The organism is Streptomyces rugosispiralis, from assembly GCF_024505145.1.
GTDB lineage: Bacteria > Actinomycetota > Actinomycetes > Streptomycetales > Streptomycetaceae > Streptomyces > Streptomyces rugosispiralis.
Genome location: NZ_JANIAA010000002.1, coordinates 15,447 through 42,334, shown reverse-complemented (window position 1 = coordinate 42,334; position 26,888 = coordinate 15,447). Strand labels below are relative to the sequence as shown.

The window sequence follows — 26,888 nt, the reverse complement described above, 5'->3', positions numbered from 1 at the left end:
ACCGTGAAGGTACCGGCCCTCCCGGGGACGTCAACAGCCCCCGGGCACCGCAGCTCGGGCACCACCGGTGCGGGGTCGGTCAGCCGCGGCGCCACTGCTGGTTGGCGCCGCCGGTGCAGCTCCACTGGAGGAGCGCGGCCTTGTCCGCCGCGGACTCGTCCGCGACATCGAGGCACTTGCCGCTGGAGCGGGCGGTGAACCGGACGTAGCCGTCACCGGTGTCGGTGGCCCGCCACTGCTGGTTCGTCCCCGTGCCACAGGCCGACTGGACCACGGCGGCGCCGTCGGCGGTGGAGCCGCCGGCCACCGTCAGACACTGGGAGCTGTGCCGGGCGACCAGCTGCACCTGGCCACCGCCCACGTCCTTGGACCAGAACAGCTGATTGCCACCGCCGTTGCAGGTGTACTGCACGGCCGCGGTGCCGTCGGTCTGCGAACCGGAGACGATGTCGGCGCACTTGCCGCTGTGCCGGGCGGTGAGCGTGGTGTACGGACCGCCGGAGCCGGTCACCGTGCCCGCCGCCGTGTCGATGGTGAGCTGCGGATACCAGTCCATGGTGAGGGTGGTGGCGGTGGGGAAGGCCAGCGGCAGCCAGACGTAGCGCGAGTCGTTGACGGTGCCGCCGAAGGAGTTCCCCCAGCGGTCGCCCAGATAGAGGTACGAGGTGGCGCCGCCGCCCTGCACCGGCAGGACGTACGCGGTCTGCGAGCCGTAGGCGGTGGCGTCGCCGACGTTGCGCATCGCGCTCCAGGGACCCGCCGGGCTGGTGGCGGTGGCGTACTGCTGCTGATTGGGGTTCCAGCCGGTGGCGCCGGAGGTCAGCATGAAGTACACGTTCCCGCGCTTGAAGAGCGCCGGTGCCTCGCGGTGGCCGCCGGGCCAGGGGTTGGCCACCAGGCTCGCCACCCCGGTGTAGTCGTCGGTCAGCCGGTAGATGTGCAGGTCGTAGTTGTCCCGGGCGGCCGAGACCATGTATCCGGCGCCGTCGCCGTCCTGGAAGAGGGTGATGTCCCGGGACATGTGCTGGCCCAGCGGGCGGAAGCTGCCCCGCCAGGTGTAGTCCCCGTCGATGGTGGCGGAGGTGGCGACGGCCGCACGCGCCTCGCTGTAGTCGCTGCCGTTCTCCTTGTGCATCCACATCACATACTGCCTGGTCCGCTCGTTGTAGAGCACCTTGGGCCGCTCGATGTTGGCGGAGGCCAGCTCGGGGTCGGTGGCCTGGGTCAGGACGTGGCGGCGGAACTCCCAGGTCTTCAGGTCCGTGGAGCGGTAGGCGGAGACATAGCGGAAGGTGTTGTCGGCGTTGCGGTTCTCGCCGAACCAGTAGTAGTAGCCCCCGGACTTGATGACTCCCCCGCCGTGGGCGTGCACCCCCTCGCCCGATGTGGTGGTGAACTGCGTGCCGTTGGCGACGGTGACGGGGGCGGCCTGCGCCGCGCCGGATCCCGCCAACGGGGCGAGCAGCCCGAGGACGGCGGCCACGACGAGGGTCCACAGGCGGGTCCTGCGACGTCCGCGCATCACACGGTCTCCTTCAGGACGGTGAAGTGGCGGGCGAATCCGGTGAGTCCGGGCAGTTCCCGGATCGGGGTCCAGGTCCGGAAGCCGTCGAGGCTGTCGCTGTAGAAGTACCTCTGCTCGGTGTAGCCGTCGAAGTAGATCCGCCAGCCGCCGTTGTCCAGGCGCACCAGCGCCGGTCCCTCGCGCCAGCTGCCCCAGCCCGCCCAGTCGCCGGTGCCGCGGAAGGTGTACGGCCCGCCGAGGCTGTTGGCCGTGGCGTGCTCGATGTACTTGGTCGTCTCCTGCTTGGTGAAGGCGTGGTACTGCCCCGCATGGCGGACCACGAAGGTGTCGATGTAGTTGGCGGTGTCCAGGCCCTTCAGCGGTGTGGGCGTGGTCCAGGACGACAGCGCGGCGTCGGTGGCGGTGAGCAGATGCGGCCGGAAGATGTAGTCGGGTGTGGAGGTGGTGTCCAGCGAGACGACGATGTGGACGGCGCCGCCGTCGTCCACGAAGAACTCCGGCGCCCAGGTGCGCTCCAACCCGGCCACCGGGAGGGTGTGGTTGCGGACGAAGGTCCAGTTGACGCGGTCGCGGCTGCGCGCGAAGCCGATGGTGTTCCCGGTCCAGTCGGTCGTGTAGACGATGTAGTAGTAGCCGTCGGTGTGCTTGATGACGCTGGGGTCGCGGATCAGCCCGGACGGCGGGGTGTAGGCGGGGCCCTTGAGCAGCGTGTACGTGGTCGCGTCGGACGACTGGTAGACGTACATGTTCGACTCGCTGCTGTTGGTGAACGCCGTCATGGTGAAGCGGGTGGCGGCCGTGGTGTCCCGCGCGGGAGCGTCGGCCACGGGCACACCGAAGTCGGGGGTGCCGTCCGCCTTCCAGCCGAGCGCCTGGACGCGGGTGTGCCGGTTGGGGTCGTTCAGCGGGTCGCCGGTGATGTCCTTGTACTGGCGGGCGTGGTAGACGAGGAGGTCGGTGCGGCCGTCCTCGGCGACGGTGAAGGAGTTGTGGCCGGGCCCGTACTGCTTGGTGGTGTCATCGCTGGTGAAGACCGGCCGCGGGCTCTTCTGCCAGGACCCGGCGGCGAGCAGGTCGCTGCCCGCGGCGGCGGTCAGCAGCCCCATGCAGTAGTTGGCGTCGGTGGCGCTGGCGGAGTAGGTGAGGAAGACCCGGCCGTTCCGCTGCAGGACCGAGGGGCCCTCGTTGACCTTGAAGCCACGCGTCTCCCAGTCGTACGTGGGCCGGGAGATCTCCACCTGGGGCCCGGTGATGGTCCACGGATTGGCCATCCGGGCGAGGTAGATGCTCGAGTTGTTGCCGACGTCCGGGTTGCTCTGGGCCCAGACCAGATAGCGGGTGCCCTGGTGGGTGAAGGTGGAGGCGTCGAGGGAGAAGGAGTCGATGGGCGTGACGATGCGGCCCTTCTCGGTCCAGGTCCCGGCGAAGGGGTTGACGCTCGCGTTCTCCAGCACCCACATCCGGATCTTCCAGACGTCGTGTCCGGGCGCCGAGGCGAAGTAGATGTACCACTTGCCGTCGATGAAGTGGATTTCCGGGGCCCATATATGGGCGCCCATGTCGCCGCTGGTGTGCTTCTTCCAGATCACCGACTCGGCGGCGGTGGCCAGACCGCCGATGGTCCTGGAGCGCCGCAGGACGATGCGGTCGTACTCGGGGACGGTGGCCGTGAAGTAGTAGTAGCCATCCGTGTGCTTGAGGATGTGCGGATCGGCGCGCCGGCGCACCAGCGGATTGGCGTACGCGGGGGCCTTGGCGGCCGCCTGCGGCGCGGCGGGGGTGGCGGCCCGCGCGATGCCGGGTGTTCCGGCGGCCGCCCCCAGGACGAGGGCGCCCATCACCAGGCGTCTGCGGCTTGGCTGGTGCTCTTCGCTGCGGCTCATACGGTTCTCTCCTGCTCTGGCGGATGATGCGCCTGACATCGGACGGGCTCGACGCCGTCTATCGGACGGGCTCGATACCGGCCTGCGTCGGGCGGATCTTCTGGATGGTGCCGTCGGGGTCGAACCGCATCCGGTCGATGGCGACTTCGCGATGGGTGCCGTCGCCGCCGGGGCGGGCGAAGCGGTGGTAGACGATGTACCACTCGTCGCGGCCCGGGACCTGGATGACGGAGTTGTGGCCGGTGCCGAGGATCTGATCGCCGGTGTCCTTGGCCAGGACCGGGTTGCCCGTCGCCTTGGTGAAGGGGCCGAGCGGCGAGTCGGACACTCCGTAGGCCACGCGGTAGTCCGGGCTGCGGGTGTCGTCCTCCGACCACATCGCGTAGTAGCGGCCCGCGCGCTTGAAGACGGTCGGGGCCTCGTTGTAGCCGGACGGGGTGATCTTCACCGGCTGGGTGGCGAAGGAGACCATGTCGTCGTTCAGCCGGGCCGCCTCGAAGGCGCCCTGCCCGAAGTAGAGGTAAGGGGTGCCGTCGTCGTCGACGAAGGCGTCCGGGTCGATCGACTGATGGCCGAACTGCCCCTTGGCGACCAGCGGTTTGCCGAGGGCGTCGGTGAACGGGCCCTGGGGGCTGGAAGACTTGGCGACGCCGATGGACTGGCAGGCGCTGAAGTACATCCAGTAGGTGTCGCCCTTCCTCACCACCGAGGGTGCCCAGGCGTTCTCGTGGCACCAGGAGACATCGGCGAGGTCGAGGGCGGGGCCGTGGTCGGTCCAGTGCACGAGGTCGGGTGAGGAGAAACCGTTGAAGCGGGTGCCGCTCCAGCCGGGGTGGCCGTCCTCGGTGGGGTAGATCCAGTACCGCCCCTCGGCGTACATCACATCGGGGTCTGCGTGGTAGCCGGGCAGGGCGGGGTTGGAGTCTCCGGGGCGCACGGTGGCGGTCTCCCGGATGACGGTGCCGTGGCGTACCACCCCCGACAGACCGGGCAGTTCCCGTTTGGGTGTCCAGTGCTCCAGGTCGGGGCTGTCGCTGTAGTAGTACTTCTTGACGGTGTAGCCGTCCATGAACATGCGATAGCCGCCGCCGGGGAGGGCGACGACGGTCTGCCCCTCCAGCAGGCTGCCCCATCCCGCCCAGTCGCCCTTGCCGGTGAAGCGGTACGGGCCGGTGACGCGGTCGGCGACGGCGTGCTCGATGAGTTCGCCCGTGGCGTTCTTGGTGAACGCGTGGTACGTGGTGCCCTTACGGACCACGAAGGTGTCGATGTAGCCGTTGTAGTCGCTCTCGCTCGGCGAGATGCCCTCGAGTGGCTGGGGCTTGCTCCACTTGGTGAGGGTGTCGTCGAGTGCGGTGAGGACGTAGGGCTGGAAGTGCCGGTAGGCGGTGGGGCCGGTGGACAGCGAGACGACGATGCGGACCTTGCCGTCGGGCGCGTCGGTGAAGAACTCCGGTGCCCAGGTGTTGTTGGCGGCCACGCCGTGGTCGATGTCGGCGAGATGGGTCCAGGTGCGGCGGTCGTCGCTCACGGCGAGGCCGAAGGCGGTACCGGTCCATCCGGTGGTGTACGCGACGTAGTAGCGGCCGCCGCGGTGGATGACGCTGGGGTCGCGGACGAGACCGGAGGGCGGGGTGTACGCCTTGTCCTGGATCGACCAGAAGTTCTGCGCGTCGTCGGACCCGTAGACGTACATATTGCTCTCGCTGCTGTTCGTGAAGGCGGTGAACAGATAGCGGGAGACCGTGGTGGACTGCTGCACGGCGCGTTCGCTCCCGTCGCTCCGGTGGTGCTCCGCGGCGTGCACGCGGTTCGCGGTGAGGGGGACCACGAGAGCGAGGGCGGCCAGCAGCGCGAGCAGCACTGCCGGCGCTCTCCAGGGCCGGGTGGCATGCGGGGGCATCAGGGGGCTCCTGCGACTCCGAAGTGATCGAATTTGTTCGGAGATTAAGGGTTCTGATGACTTCCGACAGCCCCTGGAGAGGGTGCGAAAGTTTCGAAAACCGGGGAGCCCTGCAGGACGCGCGCTGGGATGGGGGGTGAGGTGCGCGGATCAGACGAAGGTCTGGCGCTGCAGCCAGAGGTCCCTGGCGGTTCCGCTGCCCTGGATGAAGACGTAGAGCAGGTTCTCCTCGTTGAGGATGGGGACGCCGATGCCCGCGGAGCCGATGACCCCGCCCAGGGACTGGAAGCCGCTGTACGCCGTGCCGTTCTCCGTGTTCTGCACGGCGACCCACAGGGCGTTGTCGGTGGCCTTGATGAACACGTTGATCCGGCCGTCCTGGGCCAGGGCGCAGGTGGGCCGCCAGACGATCTGGGCGCCGAGGCTCACGGGGGCGTCGAACGTGACGTAGTCGTCGCTCTGTCCGACCCGCCGGACGGATCCGTCGGAACCCCGGTAGAAGATCTGCACCCGTCCCGCGGCGTCCAGGCACACCGACGGACGGCTGGTCACGTTGGTGGCATTTGGGGAGTACGGCTCCCAGACGGTGGAGTTCGCGATCTGCTGCTGGATGGTGTACAGGGTCTCGCCCGTGCCCTTGACCGCCACCACGAGCCGCCCTCCCCCGTCGAGGATGGGCGAGGGCGTGGCGAAGATGGCACCGCCGAGCGATGTCGCGGGGGTGTAGGTCTCGTACTGCAGATCCTGGTTGCGGATGTACCACAGGGCGTTGTCGGTGCCGGGGAAGAACACATAGATGCGGCCGTCGGCGCCGAGCGCCGCGGCCGGGTCGTCCCCGATGCCGGTGACCAGGGTCTGGGGCGGGCCGTACCCGGAGTTGATGGAGGTCTGGGTGATGACCTCCAGATTGTTGCTCGGGGTGCGGTAGAAGACCCGGACCTTTCCGTCCTTGCCCCGGATCGGCGCCGGGATGCCGTCGACGGACACACCCGGGTATTGCTGCCACGGCCCCCAACTGCCGTCGCGGGCCTCCACCCTGCTCCACAGGACGTTCGACCCGCCCCGGATGAAGACCTGCACCCGGTCGTCGGCGAAGGTGACCGGGGCGGGCTCGGAGTGGATGCCGCCCTGGAGATTGATCCAGGTGCCCCAGACGGTGCCGGGAGTGGTGGAGACGACCATGAGAGGACCTCCCTCTTCTCGCGAGGCCGCGTGAGACCTCGTGAGGCCACGAGAGTCGCGGATACACCGTCAATTCCCGGGGCAAGCATGGCGGATACCCTAAGAGAGCAAGATGTATGTATATGACCGACTCATTGCCATGAGAGATTGCTATCGGTCTGGACGCGCACGCTTGCTTCGGAATTCGTCATGCCAGAAGAGCGATACTGATCGCGAGCCCGGCGGGGCTCTTCGTCCCCTTCGCCCCTTCGCCCCTTCGGCTCGCCGTCTCTCCGTCTCTCCGCCAATTGACCTTCCCCCTTGGGGAAGCCCGAGCATCGTGGTCGCCGGGCGAGGTGCCCGGCGACGAGGAGGGCGAGCATGGGGCTGCTGACCATCGGTGCGTTCGCGAGGGCGTCGCGGCTGTCTCCCAAGGCGCTCCGCCTGTACGACGAGCTCGGGCTGCTGCCGCCCGCCCGCGTCGATCCGTACACCGGCTATCGCCTCTACGATCCGGCCCAGCTCGAGCGGGCCCGTCTGGTGGCGTGGCTGAGGCGGCTCGGCATGCCGCTGGCCGACATCCGGGCGGTGTGCGAGCTGGAGCCGGAGGCGGCGGCGGGCGAGGTGCGCGCGTACTGGGCGCGGGTCGAGGCCGACACCGCCGCCCGGAGGGACCTGGCCGCCTTCCTCGTCGACCATCTGTCCGGGAAGGACACCACGATGTCTTCTGACCACACCACCCTGGGAATCCGCTACGCCGTACTCTCCGACACCGGCTCGGTCCGGGAGAGCAATGACGACACCGGTTACGCCGGTCCGCGCCTGCTCGCGGTCGCCGACGGCGTCGGGGGCGGACGGCGCGCCGGCGAGGCGGCGATCGAGGCGCTCAAACCGCTGGACGCGGGCGTCCCGGGCGGAGAGTTGCTCAGCGCACTGGAGGAGGCCGCGCACCGGGCCCATGAGTCGGTCTCCGCCCTGGCCGCGTCCGACCCCGCGCTGCGGGACGTCGGCACGACGCTCACCGCGATGGTGTGGTCGGGCTCCCGGCTTGGGCTCGTCCACATCGGCGACTCGCGCGCCTATCTGCTGCGCGACGGTGAACTCTTCCAGATCACCCATGACCACACGGTGGTCCAGTCGCTGATCGACGAGGGGCGGATCACCCTCGAGGAGGCCGCCTCGCACCCCCAGCGGGCGCTGCTGCTGCGCGCCGTGGGCGCCGGTTCGGCGTTCGAGCCGGACTTCGCCCTGCGGGACGCCCGCGCCGAGGACCGCTATCTGCTGTGCTCGGACGGGCTGACGGGGGTCGTGCCCACCGAGGAGATCCAGCGCGTGCTCGCCTCGGAGGACGACCCGGGCCGGGCCGTACGGGAGCTGGTCGCCCTCGCCAACCGGGCGGGCGGGCCCGACAACGTCACCTGTGTGGTGGCCCATGTGGCCGATCAGGCGGCGCTGACCTCGGCGTAAGCCACCGCTCCGGCCGGCCGCCCGCCCGCCGATTCCGCTTGTTTGAACGTTGATGAATGGTGTGTGCAAGGTCTTGTCGGCCGGAAGAACGCGTCCATATGCTCGCGACGGAAACCGGTTTCCACTCCTGTGTGACCGGGAGACGGGCATGACCGGCGGCGCGGCGTAAGGGGTGGGCGGATGTCCGCAGGTCCGATCCGGCTCTCCCGGGAAGCGCGCACCGCGCTCCGCCCGGCCACCGCGGCGCGGATCACCGGCGGCTTCTGGGCGGCCAGACGCCGCGTCAACGCCGAGGTGAGCGTTCCCCAGGGGCCGGACCGGCTGGAGCGGGCGGGCAATCTCGCCAACCTCCGGGCCGCCGCGGGAGCGGCGCCGGAGGAGTCCGGCTTCCGGGGCGACTTCCCGTTCCAGGACTCCGATGTGCACAAGTGGCTGGAGGCGGCGTCCTGGCAACTGGCGGACGGCGGCGAGGGACCGGCCGAGGAGGAGCTGTGCCGGCAGGTGGAGCGGCTGGCCGGGCTGGTCGCGGACGCCCAGGCCGAGGACGGCTATCTCCAGACGTACTACCAACTGGGCCCGGACGCCCGGCGGTGGGCGGATCCGCACTGGGGGCACGAGCTGTACTGCGCGGGCCATCTCCTCCAGGCCGCGGTCGCCCACCGCCGGGCCACCGGCCGGGACGGGCTGCTCGATGTGGCGGTGCGGTGCGCCGATCTGATCGACGCCACGTTCGGGCCCGGCAAGGACGAGACGGTGTGCGGCCATCCGGAGATCGAGACCGCGCTGGTCGAGCTGTACCGGGAGACCGGTGAGCGGCGCTATCTCGATCTCGCCGGGTACTTCGTGGACCGGCGCGGGCGGGGCGGCCTCGGCGACGGCCCGCCGGAGGGCGCGCCCGGCCCCCGCCCCGGGGCGCACTACTGGCAGGACCACGTCCCGGTGCGGGAGGCGACGGCGGTCGCCGGGCACGCGGTGCGCCAGCTGTACCTCCTGGCCGGGGCCGCCGATGTGGCGGCGGAGACCGGCGACGAGGGGCTGCGGGACGCCCTGGCGCGGCTGTGGGAGGACATGGCCGCGACAAAGACCTATCTGACCGGCGGGGTGGGCTCCCGGCATGAGCTGGAGTCCTTCGGGGACGCGTACGAGCTGCCACCGGACCGGGCGTACGCCGAGACCTGCGCGGCCATCGCCGCCATCCACTTCGGCTGGCGGATGGCGCTGCTGACCGGGGAGGCCCGCTACAGCGATCTGGTGGAGCGGACCCTGTTCAACGGCTTCGCGTCGGGGGTGTCGATCGACGGTGAGCGCTGGCTCTATGTGAATCCGCTGCGGGTCCGCCACGACGACGAGAACCGTAAGGGCGATGAGAACCGTAAGGGCGCCGCCGGAGATCAGAGCACCCACCGGACGCCGTGGTTCCGGTGTGCCTGCTGCCCGCCCAACGTCATGCGGTTGCTGGCCTCGCTGCCGCACTACATGGCGAGCGGCGACGCCGAGGGGCTCCAGCTGCACCAGTACGCGTCCGGCTCGTACGAGGCGGGCGGCGGCGCGGTCCGGGTGGGGACCGGCTACCCCTGGGAGGGCCGGATCGCGGTGGTCGTGGACGCGGCCCCGCCGGACGAGGACTGGACGCTGTCGCTGCGCGTCCCGCACTGGGCGCGCACGTACGAGGCGACGATCGGCGGGGAGCCGGTGGCCGAGCGGGCGGAGAACGGCTGGCTGCGGCTGCGGCGGCACTGGCGGCCCGGTGAGACGGTCGTGCTGAGCCTGCCCCTGGACCCCCGGCTCACCCGGCCCGATCCGCGGATCGACGGGGTGCGCGGCTGCGCGGCGATCGAACGCGGTCCGCTGGTGTACTGCCTGGAGCAGCCCGACCAGCCCGCCGGGCCGCGGCTGGACGACATCGACCTCGACCCGGGTGCCGCGCTGATCCCGGAGCACCGGCCGGAGCTGCTGGGCAGGGTGACCGTGATCACCACCCTGGCCCTGCCCCACGCCGTCGCACGCGACGGCTGGTGGCCGTACCGGACCGACGGTACGGGCCCCGAGGAGGACGCGGGCGGCCCGAAGGCCCCCGAGCCGGTCCCGGTGACCGCGATCCCGTACTACGCGTGGGCGAACCGCGAGCCCGGGGCGATGCGGGTGTGGATCCCGGTCAAGGGCCGGCCCGGCTGACGGTCCGGACCCCGCCCGGCTGATCTTCACAGGGCCCGGCACGGGCCGGGGCGGGGCCCGGTCGGGGGCCGGGCACGGGCCGCGCGAGGGCCGGGCAGGGGCCGTGCGGGGGCCGGGCACGGGCCGGGCGGGGGCCGCCGGAACTCGGCGGACACCCCACGCGTTCATCGCTCGAGGAACACTCCCCTGTGCCCGAGCGGCACCGGCCGACGGGAGGTGCCCCGTGAGCACCGGATCCACACCCCGAGGGGACGACGACGCCGACGATTGGGACGACGTCGTCCTCGACGCGGACTTCATACGGGACGCCGAGGTCACCGAGCCCGCCGCGCGCACCCGGATGCTGACCGCGCGCTGGCGGCGCGGCGCGCCCGAGCCCCAGCCCTGGCGGGCGGACGAGCCGCCGGCCGGCTGGTTCTGGAGCAAGCGCCGCAAGCGGCGCCGGCGGCGCTGACCTCGCCTCTCCGTTACACGGTCGCAATTGCACGCGTAAAGACACCGCGCCACTTCCGGTGGGAGGATGCGGCCCGACTCACTGATCATGAGATCCGTGGTCGTTCGCCGACCCTGCCCCGGAGGTGCCGTGTTCGCTCGCTCCGCGTTGCCGCCCGTCATAGCCGTCGCCGCCGTATCCGCCCTGCTGGCCGGGTGTACCAGCACCAAGTCGTCGGGGTCCGGCGGCAAGGACATCAGCCTGGTGAACTCCGGGAAGCTCACGACCTGCACCCATCTGCCCTATCCGCCCTTCCAGTCCAAGCAGGGCAAGAAGATCGTCGGCTTCGACGTGGACATCGTCGATCTCGTGGCCTCCGCGCTCCAGGTGAAGCAGGAGATCGTGGACACGCCCTTCGAGGGCATCCAGTCCGGGGAGGACCTCAACACCAACCAGTGCGACGTGGCCGCCGCCGGGATGACCATCACCGACGTGCGCGAGAAGAACCTGGACTTCTCCGCCCCCTATTTCGAGGCCACACAGGCACTGCTGACCGCCAAGGGCAAGTCTTTCAAGTCCCTCGCCGACCTCAAGGGCAAGAAGCTCGCGGTCCAGCAGGGGACCACCGGTGAGGCCTACGCCCAGAAGCACGCCAAGGGCGCGAAGCTGGTCCAGTTCGAGGACCTCGCGCTGCTGCTGACCGCCGTCAAGACCGGGCAGACCGACGCGGGCATCAACGACAACGGTGTGCTCTACGACTACGTCAAGGACAACCCCGACACCGCGGTGACGGCCGAGTTCGACACCGGCGAGCAGTACGGCATCGCCGTGCGGACCGGCAATGACGCACTGCGCAAGAAGATCAACGCGGTGCTGAAGGACGCCCGGGCGGACGGCTCCTACGACCGCATCTACAAGAAGTGGTTCGGCACCACGCCCAAGAAGTGACGCCCGCCGACGGCCATCGAAGCTGAGGAGTCCGCACACTTATGGCAATGCCCCGCAGGCAGCGGGCGCGGGCGATACGGGCGGTGCAGTACGCCGTGCTGATCGCCGTGCTGCTCGCCATCGTCCTGGCCGCCGACTGGGGTGAACTGCGGCGCGCGTTCTTCGACGCCGAGGTCGCCCGGTCCCTGTTTCCCGACATCATCACCACCGCCCTGGTCAACACCGTCGTCTACACCCTGCTCGGCTTCGGCTTCGGCCTGGTCCTCGGGGTGGTGCTGGCGCTGATGCGGCTCTCGCAGGTGCCGCCGTACCGCTGGCTGGCGGTGGCCTACATCGAGTTCTTCCGCGGGGTGCCCGCGCTGCTGGTGTTCATCGCGCTCGGCTTCGGGGTGCCGCTCGCCTTCCAGGTGGCGCTGGACCGGTATGTCACGGTCATGCTGGCGCTGGGGCTCGTCGGCGCCGCCTATATCGCGGAGACGATGCGGGCGGGCATCCAGGCGGTGCCCAAGGGGCAGATGGAGGCGGCGCGTTCGCTGGGCATGTCCCACAGCCGGGCGATGGCCTCGATCATCATCCCGCAGGCGTTCCGGATCGTCCTGCCGCCGCTCACCAATGAACTGGTGCTGCTGACCAAGGACTCGTCCCTGGTCTATCTGCTGGGGCTCTCCCTGGACCAGTACGAGCTGTCCAAGTTCGGCCGGGACGCGCTGAACCAGAATCGCAGCCTCACCCCGATCCTGGTCGCCGGGGTGTGCTACCTGATCATCACCGTACCGCTCGGCCACTTGGTACGGCGGCTCGAGGCCCGTTCGGCGAAGGCGAGGTGACCGAGGTGAAGGAGACGACGGAGGCGGAGGGGACCGGCGAGGCGGACGGCATCGCCATCCGGGTGGCGGGGCTGCACAAGTCCTTCGGCGAGCTGGAGGTGCTCAAGGGCATCGATCTCACCGTCCGGCGGGGCGAGGTGGTGTGCGTCATCGGCCCGTCGGGATCCGGCAAGTCGACGCTGCTGCGCTGTGTGAACCTCCTGGAGGAGCCGACCTCGGGCTCGGTCACCGTGGCGGGGACCGAGGTCACCGACCCGGATGTGGACATCGACCGGGTGCGGCGGCGGATCGGCATGGTGTTCCAGGCGTTCAATCTCTTCCCGCATCTGACGGCCCTGGAGAACCTCACCATCGCCCAGCGGCGGGTGCTGCGCCGCGACAAGGCGGAGGCGGCACGGATCGGTCGGGAGACCCTGCGGCGGGTCGGCCTGAGCGACAAGGAGTCGGCCTATCCGGCGCAGTTGTCGGGCGGCCAGCAGCAGCGGGTGGCCATCGCCCGGGCGCTGTCGATGGACCCGGAGCTGATGCTCTTCGACGAGCCGACGTCGGCGCTCGATCCGGAGCTGGTCGGCGATGTGCTCGCGGTGATGCGCGCCCTGGCCGACGAAGGGATGACGATGCTGGTCGTCACCCATGAGATGAGCTTCGCGCGGGAGGTCGCCGACCGGGTCGTGTTCATGGACGACGGGGTGATCGTGGAGGAGGGCGGACCGGAGCAGGTGGTGTCCGATCCGGTCCACCCCCGTACCCGGGCCTTTCTCACCCGGGTGCTCAACCCGGCCGCGGCACGGGTCGGGGAGGTGCCGGACACGGGCCCGCACGGAGCGCGGATCGACCGCTGAGCTGTGTGGGGGCGGGGGTCCGCGTGGTCGATGCGCGAGGTCCGCGTGGTCGATGCGTCGGCCGCTCCCGGGACCGCACGAACAGCGGGCAACCTTTCGGCGGGCGGCGGCGACAAGGAGTCGCGGGCCTCCCGCCTCGACGACCGGGGTCTTCCCGGCGGCTTGAGGCGGCCTCTAGGGTTGGTAACCGATTGCTGCCCGGTCAGGGGTTCCACGTGGGCGGTTAGGGAAGGGAGTCTCAATGGCTCGTTCCTCGGGATCGACGGGGCCCACACTGGCGGTCGTCGCCCGTGAGGCGGGTGTGTCGGTGCCGACCGCGTCGAAGGTGGTCAACGGCCGGGAGGACGTGGCCCCCGAGACCCGCCGCCGGGTCACCGAGGTCCTGGACCGCCTGGGGTACATCCGCAGGCCGCGCTGCGAGGCGCCCAAGCCGACCGCGATCGTCGACCTGGTGGTGCGCTCACTCGACAGCGCCTGGTCCGGGGCGGTGCTGCACGGCGCCGCGGAGGCCGCGCACGAGGCGGGCCTCGAGGTGGTGGTCTCGGCCGCGGCCACCCGAAGTCGGGGCGGCCGGCTCGAGTGCGGCTGGCCGGAGAAGCTGTACGCCCGGGGCAGCACGGGTGTGCTGTTCCACCTCATGGAGCTCGCCCCCGCCCAGTACTCCTGGCTCGCGGAGCACCGGATCCCGTTTGTGCTGATCGACCCCGCGAGCGACCCGCCGCCCGGGGTGCCGTCCGTGGCGGCCGCCAACTGGCAGGGCGGGATGGCCGCGACCGAGCACCTCATCGGTCTTGGGCACCGCCGGATCGCGGTGATCGGCGGCCTGGGGCGGGCGGTGCGCGACGGTGGCCGGGTCGCCGGGTACCGTTCGGCGATGGCGGCCTCCGGGTTGCCGGTGCCGTCCGCGTATGTGCGCTACGGCGAGATCAGCGAGGCCGGGGCGCGCCACCGGATGGGTGAGCTGCTGGATCTGCCCGAGCCGCCCACGGCCGTCTTCGTCTGCTCCGATCAGATGGTGCCGGGTGTGTACCAGGCGGTCAGGGGACGGGGTCTGAGGGTGCCGCGGGACATCAGCGTCGTGGGCTTCGACGATCTGCCGCAGGCCCGCTGGATCACGCCCGCGCTGACGACGGTCCGTCAGCCGTTGTCGGAGATGGCGGGCGTGGCGCTGCGCACGCTGCTGCGGCTGATGACCGGCGAGGTGCCGGAGGCCATCCGGACCGAGCTGTCCACCCGGCTCATGGTCCGGTCCAGTACCGCTCCGCCACTCCGCGCCCCCTCATGACCGAGCAGTCGAACGCTGCACGGATGACCGGACGAGCCCGTATCCCCTGGCCTCTCCACCACCCCTGGCCTCTCCATCGCCCCTGACCCCTCCGCCACCCCTGACCCCCGACTCCTCAATCGCCCCCCGACCGCACCACACCTTCACCGCACCGATCGCTACGGAGGTCTGCCCACGTGTTCATCGACCTGCCCCTGGAGCAGCTGCGCACCTACCAGCCCCCGCTGCCCGAGCCGGACGGCTTCGACGCCTTCTGGAAGCGGACCCTCGCCGGGGCCCGCACCCGCGAGCTGAACGCGGTGTTCACCGAGGAGGACACCGGACTGACCCGTGTGCACACCTACGACGTGGAGTTCTCCGGCTTCGGCGGGCACCGGATACGCGGCTGGCTGCTGGCCCCGCGGGACGTGGCGGGCCCGCTGCCGTGCGTGGTGCAGTACCTCGGCTACAGCGGCGGCCGGGGGCTCCCGCACAACTGGCTGCTGTGGCCGTCGGTGGGCTACGCGGTCTTCGTGATGGACAGCCGGGGCCAGGGCTGGGTCCAGCACTCCCCCGGCGTCACCCCCGATCCGGTCGGCGGCACCGGGCCCGAGACACCGGGCAAGATGACCCAGGGCGTCCTGTCCCCGGACGACTACTACTACCGGCGGCTGTACACGGACGCGGTGCGCGCGGTGGAGGCCGCCCGTGAGCATCCGCTGGTGGATCCCGCGCGGATCGTGGTCAGCGGGGGCAGCCAGGGCGGTGCGCTGGCGCTGGCGGCGGCCGGGCTGGTGCCGGACCTGACGGCGGCGCTGGTGGATGTGCCGTTCATGACGCACATCCGGCGCGCGGTCGAGATCACCGACGCGGAACCGTATGGTGAACTGGCCCGGTTCTGCGCCACACAGCGCGAGCTGGCCGAGCGGGTGTTCGCCACGCTCGACCACTTCGACGGGCTCAACTTCGCGGTCCGCGCCAACGCTCCGGCGCTGTTCTCGACCGCCCTGCGCGATGAGACCACCCCGACCTCCTGCGGCTTCGCCGCCTATCACCACTACGCCGGTGAGAAGGACCTCAAGGTGTGGTCCTTCAACGGCCACGAGGGCGGCGGCACCCATCAGCAGGCCGAGCAGATCGCCTATCTACGCAGGCTGCTGGGCTGAGCCGGACGTGCCGGGCGGCGTTCGACCGCCGCCCGGCACGGGATCGCCTCCCCCGGGCGCGGGGTAGACAGGGACTACCCGCACCGAAGGAGCCGCCCGTGCCCGCACAGCCCCTGGAAGGCATCACCGTCGTCGCCCTGGAGCAGGCCGTCGCCGCCCCGTTCGCCACCCGTCAGCTCGCCGATCTGGGGGCCAGGGTCATCAAGGTGGAGCGGCCGGGGCGCGGGGACTTCGCCCGCGAGTACGACCGCGAGGTCAAGGGCGCGTCGGCCTATTTCGTCTGGGTCAACCGCGGCAAGGAGAGCGTCGTCCTCGACGTCAAGGACGACGCCGACCGGGCGCTGCTCGGGGCGATGCTCGCCCGTGCCGATGTCTTCGTGCACAATCTGGCGCCCGGCGCGGTGGACCGGCTGGGCCTGGGGGCGGAGACGCTGCGAGCCGCCCACCCCCGCCTGATCACCTGCGCGATCTCCGGGTACGGGGACAGCGGCCCGTACCGCGAGAAGAAGGCGTACGACCTGCTCATCCAGTGCGAGGCGGGGCTGCTGTCGATCACCGGCAGCCCGGAGGCCCCGGCCCGTCCCGGGATCTCGATCGCCGATATCGCGGGCGGGATGTACGCGTACACCGGCATTCTCACCGCGCTGTACGAGCGGGAGCGCACCGGTGCGGGGACCGATCTGAGCGTGAGCCTGCTGGACGCGCTGGGCGAGTGGATGGGCCACCCCTTCTTCGCCCAGGCGTACGGCGGTGCCGGGGTCGTCCGCAGCGGCGCCCGCCATCCGTCCATCTCGCCGTACGGCGCCTACCGCTGCGGGGACGGCGGTCAGGTGTTCCTGAGCGTGCAGAGCGACCGTGAATGGGTGGCGCTGTGCGAGCGGGTGCTCAGGCGCCCTGCGCTGGTCCGCGATCCGCGCTTCGCGGACAATCCGCTGCGCCGCACCCATGACGAGGAGCTGACGGCCGAGTTGGAGGGGTGCTTCGCGGACCACACGGCCGAGGGGCTGATCGCGCTGCTGGACGGGGCGGGTATCGCCAACGCCCGGCTGCGCGACCTCGCGGAGTTCGCCGCCCACCCCCAGTTCGAGGCCCGCGACCGCTGGGGCGAGTTCGGCTCCCCGGTCGGGCCGCTGCGCGGGCTGCTGCCGCCGGTGGAGGTGGCGGGCCGCAGGGCGCCGATGCGGCCGGTGCCGGGGCTCGGCGCGCACACGGAGGCGGTGCGCGCCGAGTTCTCCGAGCCGGTCCCCCGCCCGGGAGAACCGGGACCCGCCTGACGGGTGGCCCGCGCTCCTGTGCTAGGACGACGGCCATGGAGATCGAGCCGATCACCCTGTCCACGCCACGGCCCGTGCGACGGCCGACACTGGTCCAGCGCTGGGATGAACTCACGTTCCTGCACTGGCCGGTGGAGCCGGAACACGTGGCCCCGCTGCTGCCCGCCGGTACGCGCCCGGACACCCTCGACGGTGTCACCTATGTCGGGCTGGTGCCGTTCCGGATGCGCGGTGTGGGCTTCGGGCCGGGGCCCGGCCTGCGGTATCTGGGCACGTTCTGCGAGACCAACGTGCGGCTGTACTCGGTGGACGGGCAGGGCCGGCGCGGTGTGGTGTTCCGGTCCCTCGACGCGGCCCGGCTGCTTCCCGTGCTGGTGGGCCGACTCACCGTCCGGCTGCCCTATCGGTGGTCCGCGATGCGGCTGTGCCGCGAGAGCGATGTGATCACCTATAGCTGCGGCCTGCGACGGCGCCCGGCGGCCCGGGGTCGCAGGAGCCGGGCCGTGGTGAGGATAGGCGGGGCCATCGCGGAGCCCACACGGCTGGAACGCTTCCTGACCGCCCGGTGGGGTCTGCATGTCTCCTGGCACGGCCGTACGGTGCACCTGCCGAACGACCACGCACCGTGGCCGCTGCACCGGGCCGAGCTGCTCGAACTCGACGACGGCCTGCTCACCACCGCGGGCCTGCCGCCCATGCCGGGCCCGCCGGTGAGTGTGCTCTACTCCCCCGGGGTCGCCGTGCGCTTCGGAACCCCGCGACGCGCATGAGCCCGGGAAGTGGGATCACGATTGTCTAATACGGAGCTGTGTTCCAAACCGGATGGCGCCGCGGCGGACGGCGGATCACCCGCGGATCAGCGATTCGAGGATCTCCAGGCGGAGATTCTCAACCTCATCGCGGGGCTGCGCCGAGAACTCGGCCTGACCATGGTGTTCATCTCGCACAACCTCGCCGTCGTCAGGCATGTCAGTGACGAGGTCGCGGTGTTGTACCGCGGCGGCATCGTGGAACACGGTGCCGCCGCGGACCTCTACGAGCGCCCGCGGCACGCCTACACCCGTGCGCTGCTCGACGCGGTCCCGGGCGCGGCCAAGTCCTGAGCACCTTCAGAGTGGTCCGCGGCGTCGCGACGGCGATCTCCGGGAAGTCGCCGGTCTGGCGGACAAGGTCCGCGAGGGGGACGCCCCGTCCTCGCTGCCTCCGCGCTGTTCATCGCCTTCGTGATCGACGACCGGAGCCGCTATTGCGCGGCGAGAGACCAGACACGCGACGGGTCGGCGTCACAGTTGTAGATGACGGTGGGCGTGTTGTTCAGAACACCTCCGCCTGCCGGGGTGAGGCACTTGCCGCTGCTGTAGTTCACAATCTGGTAATTAAAATTTCCCTTATCGGTGAAGTACCAGAGTCGCGACGGATCATTGTCGCAGGTGTAGATGACGGTCTGGGTGTTGTTGCTGCCGGCTCCTCCGGCAGGAGCGAGGCACTTACCGCTGTTGAGGTTCAGGATCTGGTAGAGGGAATTTCCCTTGTCCACGAGATACCAGCTGCGCGACGGGTGGGTGTCGCAGTCGTAGATGACAGTGAAAACGTTGTTGTCGACACCACCGCCGGCCGGACTGAGGCACTTGCCGCTGTTGTTGTTCACGAGAAACTTGCCGAATGCCGCCGATCTCGCCGTCGGCGGTAACGGCGTCGTCGAGGGCGACACCTGCGGAGCCACCGACGCCGGGCTCGACGAGGCTGCCGAGGCGGCTGGCGCCGAGAGGACCGTGCCACCGGTCGCGGCCACAGCCGCTGCGATCAGCCCCGCGGCCTTGACGTGATTTTTCATCTGTGTCCGCTTTCCTTGTCGAGTGTGGAGGATCGAATGCAGGCGGGCATTCTTGATCGTCGGAGCTGTATCCCCCCGGTGCTACACGACGGGGCCGCTGACAGCGCCCACCTTGAATGCTGATCCAAAATCATTTCTCGGGTACCATGCGCTGCGCCTTGAAAATTACCATTGAGGCAGAGCGATGTCGTGAGCACTTTTTCGCCATACGCTGTCCGGCCTGACGTTCGGGGACCATCCGCACGACGCAATTCCCCGACTGACCGCACAATGGGTTCCGGTCCATGTTCCGATCGCTCGTCGGCTGCTCCGCGCCAGGGATCTCGCGTCCTCATGGTGTGCCCGGGCGGCCCGGCACCCGGCTGATCCGCGGTTTCCCGCAGGGTCAGCGTTGCGGAGAACACCACCGGGTCGGGCGGCAATCCTCATGTTCTCGCTGGTCCGCGGTTTCTAGATTGGCAAGGGCCGGGGCGGGAGGCGCCCCGGCGCCGGACCGCCATGTTGGAGACCACGCATGCACTTGATGACCCTGGCTCTGCCCCAGGAGCCCTCGGACGGCATCGCCGGCTGGGCCGCGGATCTCGTGGACGCGATGGGCGGGCCGGGAGCCGGTCTGGCCATCGCGCTGGAGAACCTCTTCCCGCCGCTGCCCAGTGAGGTGATCCTGCCCCTGACCGGATTCGCGGCGGGGCAGGGTGTGATCAGCCTGGCGTCGGCGCTGTTCTGGACGACGCTCGGCTCGGTGGTGGGCGCGCTGGTGCTGTACTGGATCGGCATGCTCGTCGGCCGTCGGCGCATGCACGCCATCTGGGCGAAGCTGCCGCTGGTGAAGACGTCCGATCTGGACCGTACGGAGCAATGGTTCGAGCGGCACGGCACCAAGGCGGTGTTCATCGGCCGCATGGTGCCGATCTTCCGTAGCCTCATCTCCATTCCGGCCGGGGTCGAGCGCATGCCGCTGCCGGTCTTCGCCCTGCTGACCACGCTGGGCAGTCTGGTCTGGAACACGGTGCTGGTGATGGCCGGTTACTGGCTGGGCGATCAGTGGGACGAGGTGGAAACCTACGTCGGTGTGCTTTCCAAGGTGGTCCTGGTCGCGGTTCTGGTGGCCATAGCGGTCTATGTGGTCATGCGGTTCCGCGGGCGCGACCGGCGGCACCACGCTTCATGAGCCACGACGCGCGCCCCGGCCCCTCCGCTCTGCTCGCGCCACAGCTCGGGCGATCTTGCCCGGGGTGTGCGGCCGGGCTAGGCTCTGCCCCCGTGCAGGGGGATTCGACAAATATCGCCACTCATCACCTGTTTCTCGGCTCACCCGGTGAGAACGACGGCAGGGGGGCGGCGGAACCCTCGTGGCCGCGCAAGATTCCGGGAGCACTGCTCGGCTGCTGTACGGCCATGCTCGGATTCCTCTACTTGCTGATCGTCGGCACGGCCTTGGCGGCCTTCCTGCTGTGGCCGCGCACCCGGCCCCGCGCCCTGGCCGCGCTCGCCTCCGGGGCCCATCGGGTCGCGGCGCTGGACCGGGTGCGCCGCTTCGTCTTCTTCGGCGATCGTTTCCCCGAGCACTACAAGTCCTCGGACCAGAAGGTCCTGCGCTACCTGGCGACCCGCAGCTACACGGGGCTGCTGTGCACCATCGTCGTGGGTCTGCTGGGGTTCGGCGTGATCCTCGCCGCCGTACTGGCCGTGCGGTTGCTCCAAGGCCACCTCGACCTCCAGGAACTCCTCACCCAGGCGCTGCTCGGCGGAGTGCTGCTGTTCCTCGACGTGCAGGGCATCTACTCCCTCGCGGCACTGGACGCCAAACTGGCCCGCGAGTGCTTCGGACCGTCCGAGCAGGAGTTTCTGCGACAGCGCATCGATGAACTGGCCACCAGCCGGGCCGCGGTCGTCCAGGCCGTCGACGCCGAGCGCCGCCGCATCGAGCGCGATCTCCACGACGGCATCCAGCAGCGCCTGGTGGCACTCGCCATGCTGCTCGGCCGGGCGCGCCGCAGCCGTGGCCGCAACCCCGAGCAGGTGGACGCCTTGCTGCAGCAGGCGCACCAGGAGTCCCAGGAGGTCATCACCGAACTCCGCGAGGCGACCTGGCGGATCTATCCGTCCGCCTTGGACAGCCTGGGGCTGCGGGAAGCACTCAGCGGGGTCTCCGAGCGGTGCTCCATTCCCATCCGCATGGACTTCGAGGTCGACCGTGCGGTGCCGCAGACGGTGGAGACCGCCGCGTACTTCGTGGTGTCGGAGTGCGTCACCAACGCCGCCAAGCACTCCGGTGCCACGGCGATTTCCATCCGGCTCGCGTGGTACGGAACGGTGCTCGTGGTGCGGGTGGAGGACAATGGCACCGGCGGGGCGGACCCATCGGGGAGCGGCCTCACCGGGCTGCGCAGCCGGGTGGGCGCGCTCGACGGTCTGCTGCACATCGACAGCCCCCTCGGGGGACCCACGACCATTACCGCGGAGCTTCCATGCGCGTGATCCTCGCCGAGGACTCGACCTTGCTACGGGAGGGACTGGTACGCCTGCTCGTCGAGGAGGGCCATGAGGTCGTCGCGGCGGTGGGCGACGCGGTGTCCCTCATGAAGGAGGTCGAGGAGCAGACGCCCGACATGGTCGTCGTCGACATCCGGATGCCGCCGACCCACACCGACGACGGGTTGCGGGCCGCGTTGGAGATCCGCAAGCGCTGGCCCCAGATCAGCCTGCTCGTGCTGTCACAGCATGTGGAGCGCAACTACGCGGCCCAGCTGCTGGCCGCCAACGCGGAGCGGGTGGGGTACCTGCTGAAGGACCGCGTCGCCCAGGTCGAGGAGTTCCTGGACGCGCTGGAGCGAATTCACGCTGGCGGCGCGGCCATCGACCCGGAGGTCGTGCGCCAGTTGGTCATCCGTACCACGCACGGTGACCCGCTCGCCCAGCTCACCCCGCGCGAGCGAAGCGTCCTGGAGACCCTGGCGCAGGGTCACACCAACACGGCCATCGCGCAGAAGCTGCACATCTCGCTGAGCTCGGTGGAGAAGAACCTCAACACGATCTTCGACAAGCTCAAGCTGTCGCACACCGCCGGTTACAGCCGGCGGATCCTGGCGGTCCTGCGGTATCTGGAGTCCTGAGCGGCGCACGGCCGACGGCGGCACGCATGCCGAGGTGCCCGACGACGTCGTCCCACACACCGTCGGGCACCTCTCGGCGCCTGGCACACCACCGGGCCGGCCACGGCCCGGTGGTGTCCGGGCGGGCACGGCCCGGTTCCGTCACTGGAAGGAGTACGGGTTGAGCGCGTCCTCCGGCAGGTGTTCCAGCTGCACCCGGTCGCCGATGCCGGCTTCCTCCGCGAGTTCGAGGAGCACGTCGAAGGCGACGTGATCCTCCAGGGCGAATCCGGTGGAGTCGAAGACGGTCAGCCCGTCCCGCCGCGCCTCGGCGAGCGCCGGGTCGGCGCACAGCACGGGCAGCTCCGGGCCCAGGTCACCGGCGTCGAGCTGCTGGCACTCGCCCTCGCGCAGCGCCTGCCCGCGGTGGTCCGGGATGACGAAGGCGGACTTCAGCACGGACCGCGGCACCTCGTACTTGCCGATCAGATCGGCGCCTATGGCGTTGATGTGGACGTGCGGGCGCAGCCGCTCGCCCTCGAGGACCGGGCCGTCCCCGACCCCGACCGAGGTGACGGTGCAGATGATGTCCGATGCCGCCTCGATCTCCGTGACCGGTGCCACCTCCACGTCGATTCCGAGGAACTCCACGCGCTCGGCGAAGGACCGGGCGTGAGCGGGCTCGATGTCGTGGACGAGGACCCGGTCCAGCGGGAAGACCCGGCTCAGGGCGTGGGTCTGGGTCACCGCCTGGGCGCCGGCGCCCACCAGGCCGAGGACCCGGCTGTCGGGGCGGGCCAGCAGACGGCTCGCGATGGCGGAGGCGGCGCCGGTGCGGACCGCGGTGGGCAGGATGCCGTCGCCGATGGCCAGCAGACGGCCGGTCACGTCGTCGTAGCGAGCCACCGTGCCCACGATGGTGGGCAGCTGATGGGTGGACGGATTCGTGGGGGTGTACGCCACGGTCTTGATGGTGATCGAGTCGCCGGGCTGGTGGTGCGGCATCCATTCGAGGATGGCCGTGTTCCCCGGACCGCGCAGGAATCCGTCCCGCGCCGGGGTGACGCCCCGCCTGCTTTCCTCACGGAACGCCTCGTCGAGCCGGTCGATCATCCGGTCCATGAAAAGGTCTAATCCCTTCTCCTGGACGATCTTGGCAACATGTTGCCGAGTGAGGACCGTGGTTTCCATTGATTCCCCTTGATTCGCATAATGGTGCGGCATTTACTTGCCAATGGATTTTTCGATCCACCGGAAAGGACGAACCGGAATATTAAACTAATGGCCGCGGTTTCCTCCGGTCAAGTTCTCGCCTGGGCGAGTACGGTTTCCCGCAACTGTCACCCTGCGGAGAACCGCAGGGTGACAGTTGCGGGAAACACCGACTACCGAGGCGGTTTACCCCGTATCGACGTCCGGGCCACGGAACTAACCTTTCACCGTCATAAACCTGTCAGCTGCCCCGGCGGTTCGGCGACATTGGGAGGATAGAGACGGTGCGAAAGAAACCGGCGACGTTACGGGTTGCTCGATGGAGCGCCACGCACCCGTGGTCGGCGATCGGACTGTGGGTCGTGTTCGTCGCGCTGTGCCTCTTCCTCGGCGGCGCCGCCGGTTCGAACAAGCTCGATTCCGAGGAGTCCGGCGTCCGGGAGTCGGGCCGAGCGGGCAAGATCGTTTCTTCGGGGGACTTCACCGAGCGGCCCGAGGAGAACGTGCTCATCACCGCCGATTCGGGCGGGAAGCTGGACCGGCGGGCAGCGCAGCGCGCGGCCCGGGACATCACCGACCGGATGAAGGCACTGCCCGAGGTGCGGAGCGTCGGTGAGCCGGTCCCCGCACCGAACGGCAAGGCCCTGCTGGTTCCGGTGACCATGACCGGTGACGAGGACGACGCCATGAACCGGGTCCGTCCGCTGCTGGACGTGAGCGCCGAGGCCGATCGCGCCGATGACGGGCTCAAGATCGAGCAGGTGGGCGACGGCTCCACGGTGAAGGGCATGTCGGACACCATCGGCGAGGATTTCCGGAGAGCCGAGCTGATCAGCGTTCCGCTGACCCTGCTGATCCTGCTGGTGGTCTTCGGCGCGATCATCGCCGCCGGAGTGCCCGTGCTGCTCGCGCTGTCCTGTGTGGTCTGCGCGATGGGCCTGTCGTCCCTGGCCTCACACGTGCTGCCGGAGACCAGCGCGGTGAGCAACGTCATCCTGCTCATGGGCATGGCCGTCGGCGTCGACTACTCCCTCTTCTATCTCAAGCGGGAGCGGGAGGAGCGCCGTAAGGGCAAGTCCCACATCGATGCCATCGAGATCGCCGCGGAGACCTCGGGGCACACGGTCGTGGTGTCGGGCACCACCGTGATCGTGGCGATGGCCGGGCTGTACCTGGCCCAGGAGGCCACCTTCGCCTCCCTGGCCACCGGTTCCATCATCGTCGTGGCGGTCGCGGTCCTCGGCTCGGTGACCGTGCTGCCCGCCCTCCTCGCCAAGCTGGGCCGCTGGCTGGACCGTCCCCGGGTGCCGTTCCTGTGGCGGCTCACGATGCGTTCCGGCGAGTCGCGGATGTGGCCGGTGCTGCTGCGCCCGGCGCTGCTCAAACCGGCTCTCACGCTGGTGGTGTCCATCGGCGCGCTGCTGCTGCTCGCCCTGCCCGCCCTGGACATGAAGCTCAAGCAGCCCGGCCAGGACGACCTGTCGCGGGACATCCCGATCGTGCGGGCGACGGACCGGCTCACCGATGCCTTCCCGAGCGAGGGAACCGTGCACAAGGTGGCGGTACGGGCTCCCGCCGACGAGGCCGGCCGGGTCGAGGCGGCGCTGCGGGGGCTGATCGCCCGTACCGAGGGAAACAGCCTGTTCGCCCATGACCAGACGCCGACGATCCGCGAGTCCGCGGACCGCCGGGTGCACACCGTCGATGTGGGCACGCCGTACCCGCCGAAGAACCCCAAGGCCACCGAGTCGATGAAGGTGCTGCGCGGCTGGGTGCCCCAGGCGCTGGACGAGGTCCCGGACGCCGAGGGCGCGGTCGGCGGCGCGGTCGCCCAGGGCGCCGACTTCACGGCCCATCTGGAGGAGCGCATGCCCTGGGTGGTGGGCTTCGTGCTGCTGCTGACCTTCGGCACCATGGCGGTGATCTTTCGCTCTCTGGCCGTGGCACTGTCCGCGGTGCTGTTGAACCTGCTCTCCGCGGCGGCCTCGTTCGGTGTCCTGGTGGCCGTCTTCCAGCACACCTGGGCGGAGGGTCTGCTCGACTTCGACAGCTCGGGCACGGTGGTGTCCTGGCTTCCGCTGTTCCTGTTCGTGGTGCTCTTCGGGCTGTCCATGGACTATCACGTGTTCGTGGTCAGCCGGATCCGGGAGATGGCCTTGGACGGCGCGTCCGTGAGGGACTCGGTACGGGAGGGCATCGTTCGCTCGGCGGGCGTCGTGACCAGTGCCGCGATCGTCATGGTGGCCGTGTTCTCGATCTTCGGCACGCTCAACGCGGTCGAGTTCAAGCAGTTGGGCGTGGGACTCGCGGCGGCGATCACGCTGGATGCCGTGGTCATCCGGATCTTCGTGCTGCCGGCGCTGATGACGGTACTCGGCCCGTGGAACTGGTGGCCCGGCGGCGTGTCCGGGACCGGTCGGCGGCTCTCCTCCGTGTCGGCTCCGGCCGGCGGCGGCGCCGATGTGCCGGCGGCCTCGTACCCACGGTCCCCCGCGCCGGAGACGGGCCGGGACGAGGCGTCCAGCGCGTCGCCCGGCCACCCGCGGCGGTAGTGGCCGAGCTGCCCCTTTGACGAGGGGGGAGGGCCGTCCCGATACCCCCGGTCGGGCGCCTCCCCCCTCTCCTCGTTCCCGTGCCGTCCGGCTTCCCATGGCCGTCAGTGGGCGGCCGTCCCGGTGAGGAACTCCACCATCGCCTTGTTCACCGCCGTGGGGTCCTCCAGATAGCCGTAGTGCCCGCAGCCCTCGATGAGTTCGTACGCGGCTCCCGGGATGGCGTCGGCGACCTCGCGCGCCAGGTGCGGAGGGGTGATCAGGTCGTCCGCGAAGGCGATGACCTGACAGGGGACCCGGATGCCCCGGTATGCCTCGAGCCGGTCGTCCAGCGTGCTCAACTCCATCTGCGCCCGGTGTCCGGGGCCGCCCGCGGGCGAGAGCTCGAACAGGTCGAGCCAGTCCGCCATGGCCGCGCCGTCGTCGAGGGTGCGCGGGGACAGCGACTTCAGGGCCCGTACCACGGCGGCGTACCGGACCGGGAGTTCCACCTCGGAGTCGTACAGCTCGATCTCGGCGCGCGTGATGGCGGCCCGCAGCACATCGGTGCGGCCCCGGGTGGCGATGAGGACGGCCTGGCGCACGAGATCGGGCCGGGCCAGCACGAGCTCCTGGGTGACGAAGGCGCCCAGGGACGTGCCGACGACCCGGCAGGGACCGATCCCGAGGTGCTCGATGAGCCCCGCCACATCGCCGACCATGTCCTGGAGGGTGAACCCCTCGGTCCATCCCGAGGTCGGCGGTATCCCCCGGTTGTCGAGGGTGATCACGCGGAATCCGACGGCGGTGAGGGCGGGCACCTGGTGCAGTTGCCACACGGTGCGGCCGGCGCCGGTCCCCTGGATCATCACGACCGGCTCGCCCTCGCCGGCTTCCTCGTAGTGGAGCTGTATTCCGTTGACATGAATGACCGGCATCTCGCTCCTCCCTTCTCCTTGGTCTTCCGGGTACGCGGGCATGGGTGTGGCCCGCCCGTCGGGTACGACGCGTCGGAGGCGTCCCGGCGGGGCGGGCCACACGGCGGTACAGCGGGTGCGCCGGTGGAGCGGCTCAGGCCGCGTCGGCGCCTTCCATGGCCTTGATCAGGCTCGTGGGGCGCATATCGGTCCAGTTGCCGTTCACGTATTCAAGCGCCGCGTCCCGCGTGGCGTCGGCCAGGACCGTGCGCCAACCCTGTGGAACCTCGACGAACGCCGGCCACAAAGAGTGCTGCCCCTCATCGTTGACGAGCACGAGATAGGTGCCCTCGGGGTCCTCGAAGGGGTTGGTGCTCATGAGATCGCTCCTTCTCGAAGAATTCTTCTCTTGCGCTTGACGTACATTCACG

The 26,888-nt window shown here is 70.0% G+C and carries 23 protein-coding genes; 15 read left to right on the top strand and 8 right to left on the bottom strand.

What is annotated here, in order from left to right; all coding sequences use genetic code 11:
• Positions 1-79: 79 nt before the first annotated feature.
• From NP777_RS04210 to NP777_RS04190, 4 genes are all read right to left on the bottom strand, one after another.
• Positions 80-1,522 carry an RICIN domain-containing protein gene (locus tag NP777_RS04210; protein WP_256648667.1) on the bottom strand — a complete coding sequence of 481 codons (1,443 nt, stop codon included), beginning with the start codon at positions 1,520-1,522 and terminating at the stop codon, positions 80-82.
• The gene (locus NP777_RS48000; RefSeq protein WP_308405007.1) at positions 1,522-3,408 is read right to left on the bottom strand and encodes a family 43 glycosylhydrolase; all 1,887 of its coding nucleotides are present in this window, start codon (positions 3,406-3,408) and stop codon (positions 1,522-1,524) included. The genes NP777_RS04210 and NP777_RS48000 overlap by 1 nt, the downstream gene beginning before the upstream one ends.
• A 58-nt stretch (positions 3,409-3,466) precedes the next feature.
• Positions 3,467-5,311 (bottom strand): family 43 glycosylhydrolase, encoded by a 1,845-nt coding sequence (locus tag NP777_RS04195; protein ID WP_256648666.1) that lies wholly within the window; start codon positions 5,309-5,311, stop codon positions 3,467-3,469.
• Between the two features lie 150 nt (positions 5,312-5,461).
• The gene (locus tag NP777_RS04190) at positions 5,462-6,493 is read right to left on the bottom strand and encodes a hypothetical protein (protein WP_256648665.1); all 1,032 of its coding nucleotides are present in this window, start codon (positions 6,491-6,493) and stop codon (positions 5,462-5,464) included.
• A 360-nt stretch (positions 6,494-6,853) separates the two neighbouring features.
• Here NP777_RS04190 and NP777_RS04185 point away from each other — a divergent pair, with 360 nt between their 5' ends.
• The 11 genes from NP777_RS04185 to NP777_RS04135 all read left to right on the top strand — a co-directional run bounded on the left by NP777_RS04185 (position 6,854) and on the right by NP777_RS04135 (position 17,971).
• Positions 6,854-7,939: a MerR family transcriptional regulator gene (locus tag NP777_RS04185; RefSeq protein WP_256648664.1), complete on the top strand. Its 1,086-nt coding sequence runs from the start codon at positions 6,854-6,856 to the stop codon at positions 7,937-7,939.
• A gap of 180 nt (positions 7,940-8,119) precedes the next feature.
• A complete protein-coding gene (locus NP777_RS04180; RefSeq protein WP_256648663.1) occupies positions 8,120-10,114 on the top strand; it encodes a glycoside hydrolase family 127 protein in 1,995 nt (664 codons plus the stop codon).
• A gap of 223 nt (positions 10,115-10,337) precedes the next feature.
• The gene (locus tag NP777_RS04175; protein ID WP_256648662.1) at positions 10,338-10,568 is read left to right on the top strand and encodes an SGM_3592 family protein; all 231 of its coding nucleotides are present in this window, start codon (positions 10,338-10,340) and stop codon (positions 10,566-10,568) included.
• Between the two features lie 129 nt (positions 10,569-10,697).
• Positions 10,698-11,495 (top strand): basic amino acid ABC transporter substrate-binding protein, encoded by a 798-nt coding sequence (locus tag NP777_RS04170; RefSeq protein ID WP_256648661.1) that lies wholly within the window; start codon positions 10,698-10,700, stop codon positions 11,493-11,495.
• Positions 11,496-11,536: 41 nt separating this feature from the next.
• The gene (locus tag NP777_RS04165) at positions 11,537-12,322 is read left to right on the top strand and encodes an amino acid ABC transporter permease (RefSeq protein ID WP_256648660.1); all 786 of its coding nucleotides are present in this window, start codon (positions 11,537-11,539) and stop codon (positions 12,320-12,322) included.
• 5 nt (positions 12,323-12,327) lie between these two features.
• Positions 12,328-13,164: an amino acid ABC transporter ATP-binding protein gene (locus tag NP777_RS04160; protein ID WP_308405006.1), complete on the top strand. Its 837-nt coding sequence runs from the start codon at positions 12,328-12,330 to the stop codon at positions 13,162-13,164.
• Between the two features lie 241 nt (positions 13,165-13,405).
• On the top strand, positions 13,406-14,449 hold the full coding sequence (locus NP777_RS04155; RefSeq protein ID WP_256648659.1) for a LacI family DNA-binding transcriptional regulator: 1,044 nt from the start codon (positions 13,406-13,408) through the stop codon (positions 14,447-14,449).
• A 176-nt stretch (positions 14,450-14,625) separates the two neighbouring features.
• Complete coding sequence (locus NP777_RS04150; RefSeq protein WP_256648658.1) at positions 14,626-15,594, top strand: acetylxylan esterase; 969 nt, start codon at positions 14,626-14,628, stop codon at positions 15,592-15,594.
• Between the two features lie 98 nt (positions 15,595-15,692).
• Entirely contained in the window at positions 15,693-16,868 is a 1,176-nt protein-coding gene (locus NP777_RS04145) for a CaiB/BaiF CoA transferase family protein (protein ID WP_256648657.1), read from the top strand.
• 35 nt (positions 16,869-16,903) lie between these two features.
• Positions 16,904-17,638 carry a YqjF family protein gene (locus NP777_RS04140; protein WP_256648656.1) on the top strand — a complete coding sequence of 245 codons (735 nt, stop codon included), beginning with the start codon at positions 16,904-16,906 and terminating at the stop codon, positions 17,636-17,638.
• Positions 17,639-17,659: 21 nt separating this feature from the next.
• Positions 17,660-17,971: an ABC transporter ATP-binding protein gene (locus NP777_RS04135; RefSeq protein WP_256648655.1), complete on the top strand. Its 312-nt coding sequence runs from the start codon at positions 17,660-17,662 to the stop codon at positions 17,969-17,971.
• Between the two features lie 140 nt (positions 17,972-18,111).
• On the opposite strand, the gene NP777_RS04130 is transcribed toward NP777_RS04135, so the two are convergent.
• Entirely contained in the window at positions 18,112-18,702 is a 591-nt protein-coding gene (locus NP777_RS04130; protein WP_256648654.1) for an RICIN domain-containing protein, read from the bottom strand.
• Positions 18,703-19,216: 514 nt separating this feature from the next.
• Between NP777_RS04130 and NP777_RS04125 the strand changes: the two genes are divergently transcribed.
• The 3 genes from NP777_RS04125 to NP777_RS04115 all read left to right on the top strand — a co-directional run bounded on the left by NP777_RS04125 (position 19,217) and on the right by NP777_RS04115 (position 21,818).
• A complete protein-coding gene (locus tag NP777_RS04125) occupies positions 19,217-19,873 on the top strand; it encodes a DedA family protein (protein WP_256648653.1) in 657 nt (218 codons plus the stop codon).
• Between the two features lie 227 nt (positions 19,874-20,100).
• Positions 20,101-21,183: a sensor histidine kinase gene (locus NP777_RS04120; protein ID WP_256648652.1), complete on the top strand. Its 1,083-nt coding sequence runs from the start codon at positions 20,101-20,103 to the stop codon at positions 21,181-21,183.
• Positions 21,174-21,818, top strand: coding sequence for a response regulator (locus NP777_RS04115; RefSeq protein WP_256648651.1), 645 nt, complete (start codon positions 21,174-21,176; stop codon positions 21,816-21,818). The genes NP777_RS04120 and NP777_RS04115 overlap by 10 nt, the downstream gene beginning before the upstream one ends.
• A gap of 141 nt (positions 21,819-21,959) precedes the next feature.
• On the opposite strand, the gene NP777_RS04110 is transcribed toward NP777_RS04115, so the two are convergent.
• Positions 21,960-22,988: an ornithine cyclodeaminase family protein gene (locus NP777_RS04110; protein ID WP_256648650.1), complete on the bottom strand. Its 1,029-nt coding sequence runs from the start codon at positions 22,986-22,988 to the stop codon at positions 21,960-21,962.
• Between the two features lie 383 nt (positions 22,989-23,371).
• On the opposite strand from NP777_RS04110, the gene NP777_RS04105 reads away from it, so the two are divergent.
• Positions 23,372-25,561: an MMPL family transporter gene (locus NP777_RS04105; RefSeq protein WP_256648649.1), complete on the top strand. Its 2,190-nt coding sequence runs from the start codon at positions 23,372-23,374 to the stop codon at positions 25,559-25,561.
• Between the two features lie 104 nt (positions 25,562-25,665).
• Here the strand turns inward: NP777_RS04105 and NP777_RS04100 are convergent, their stop codons facing one another.
• On the bottom strand, positions 25,666-26,478 hold the full coding sequence (locus NP777_RS04100; protein ID WP_256648648.1) for an alpha/beta fold hydrolase: 813 nt from the start codon (positions 26,476-26,478) through the stop codon (positions 25,666-25,668).
• Positions 26,479-26,611: 133 nt separating this feature from the next.
• Entirely contained in the window at positions 26,612-26,836 is a 225-nt protein-coding gene (locus tag NP777_RS04095; RefSeq protein WP_256648647.1) for an MbtH family protein, read from the bottom strand.
• Positions 26,837-26,888 lie beyond the last annotated feature (52 nt).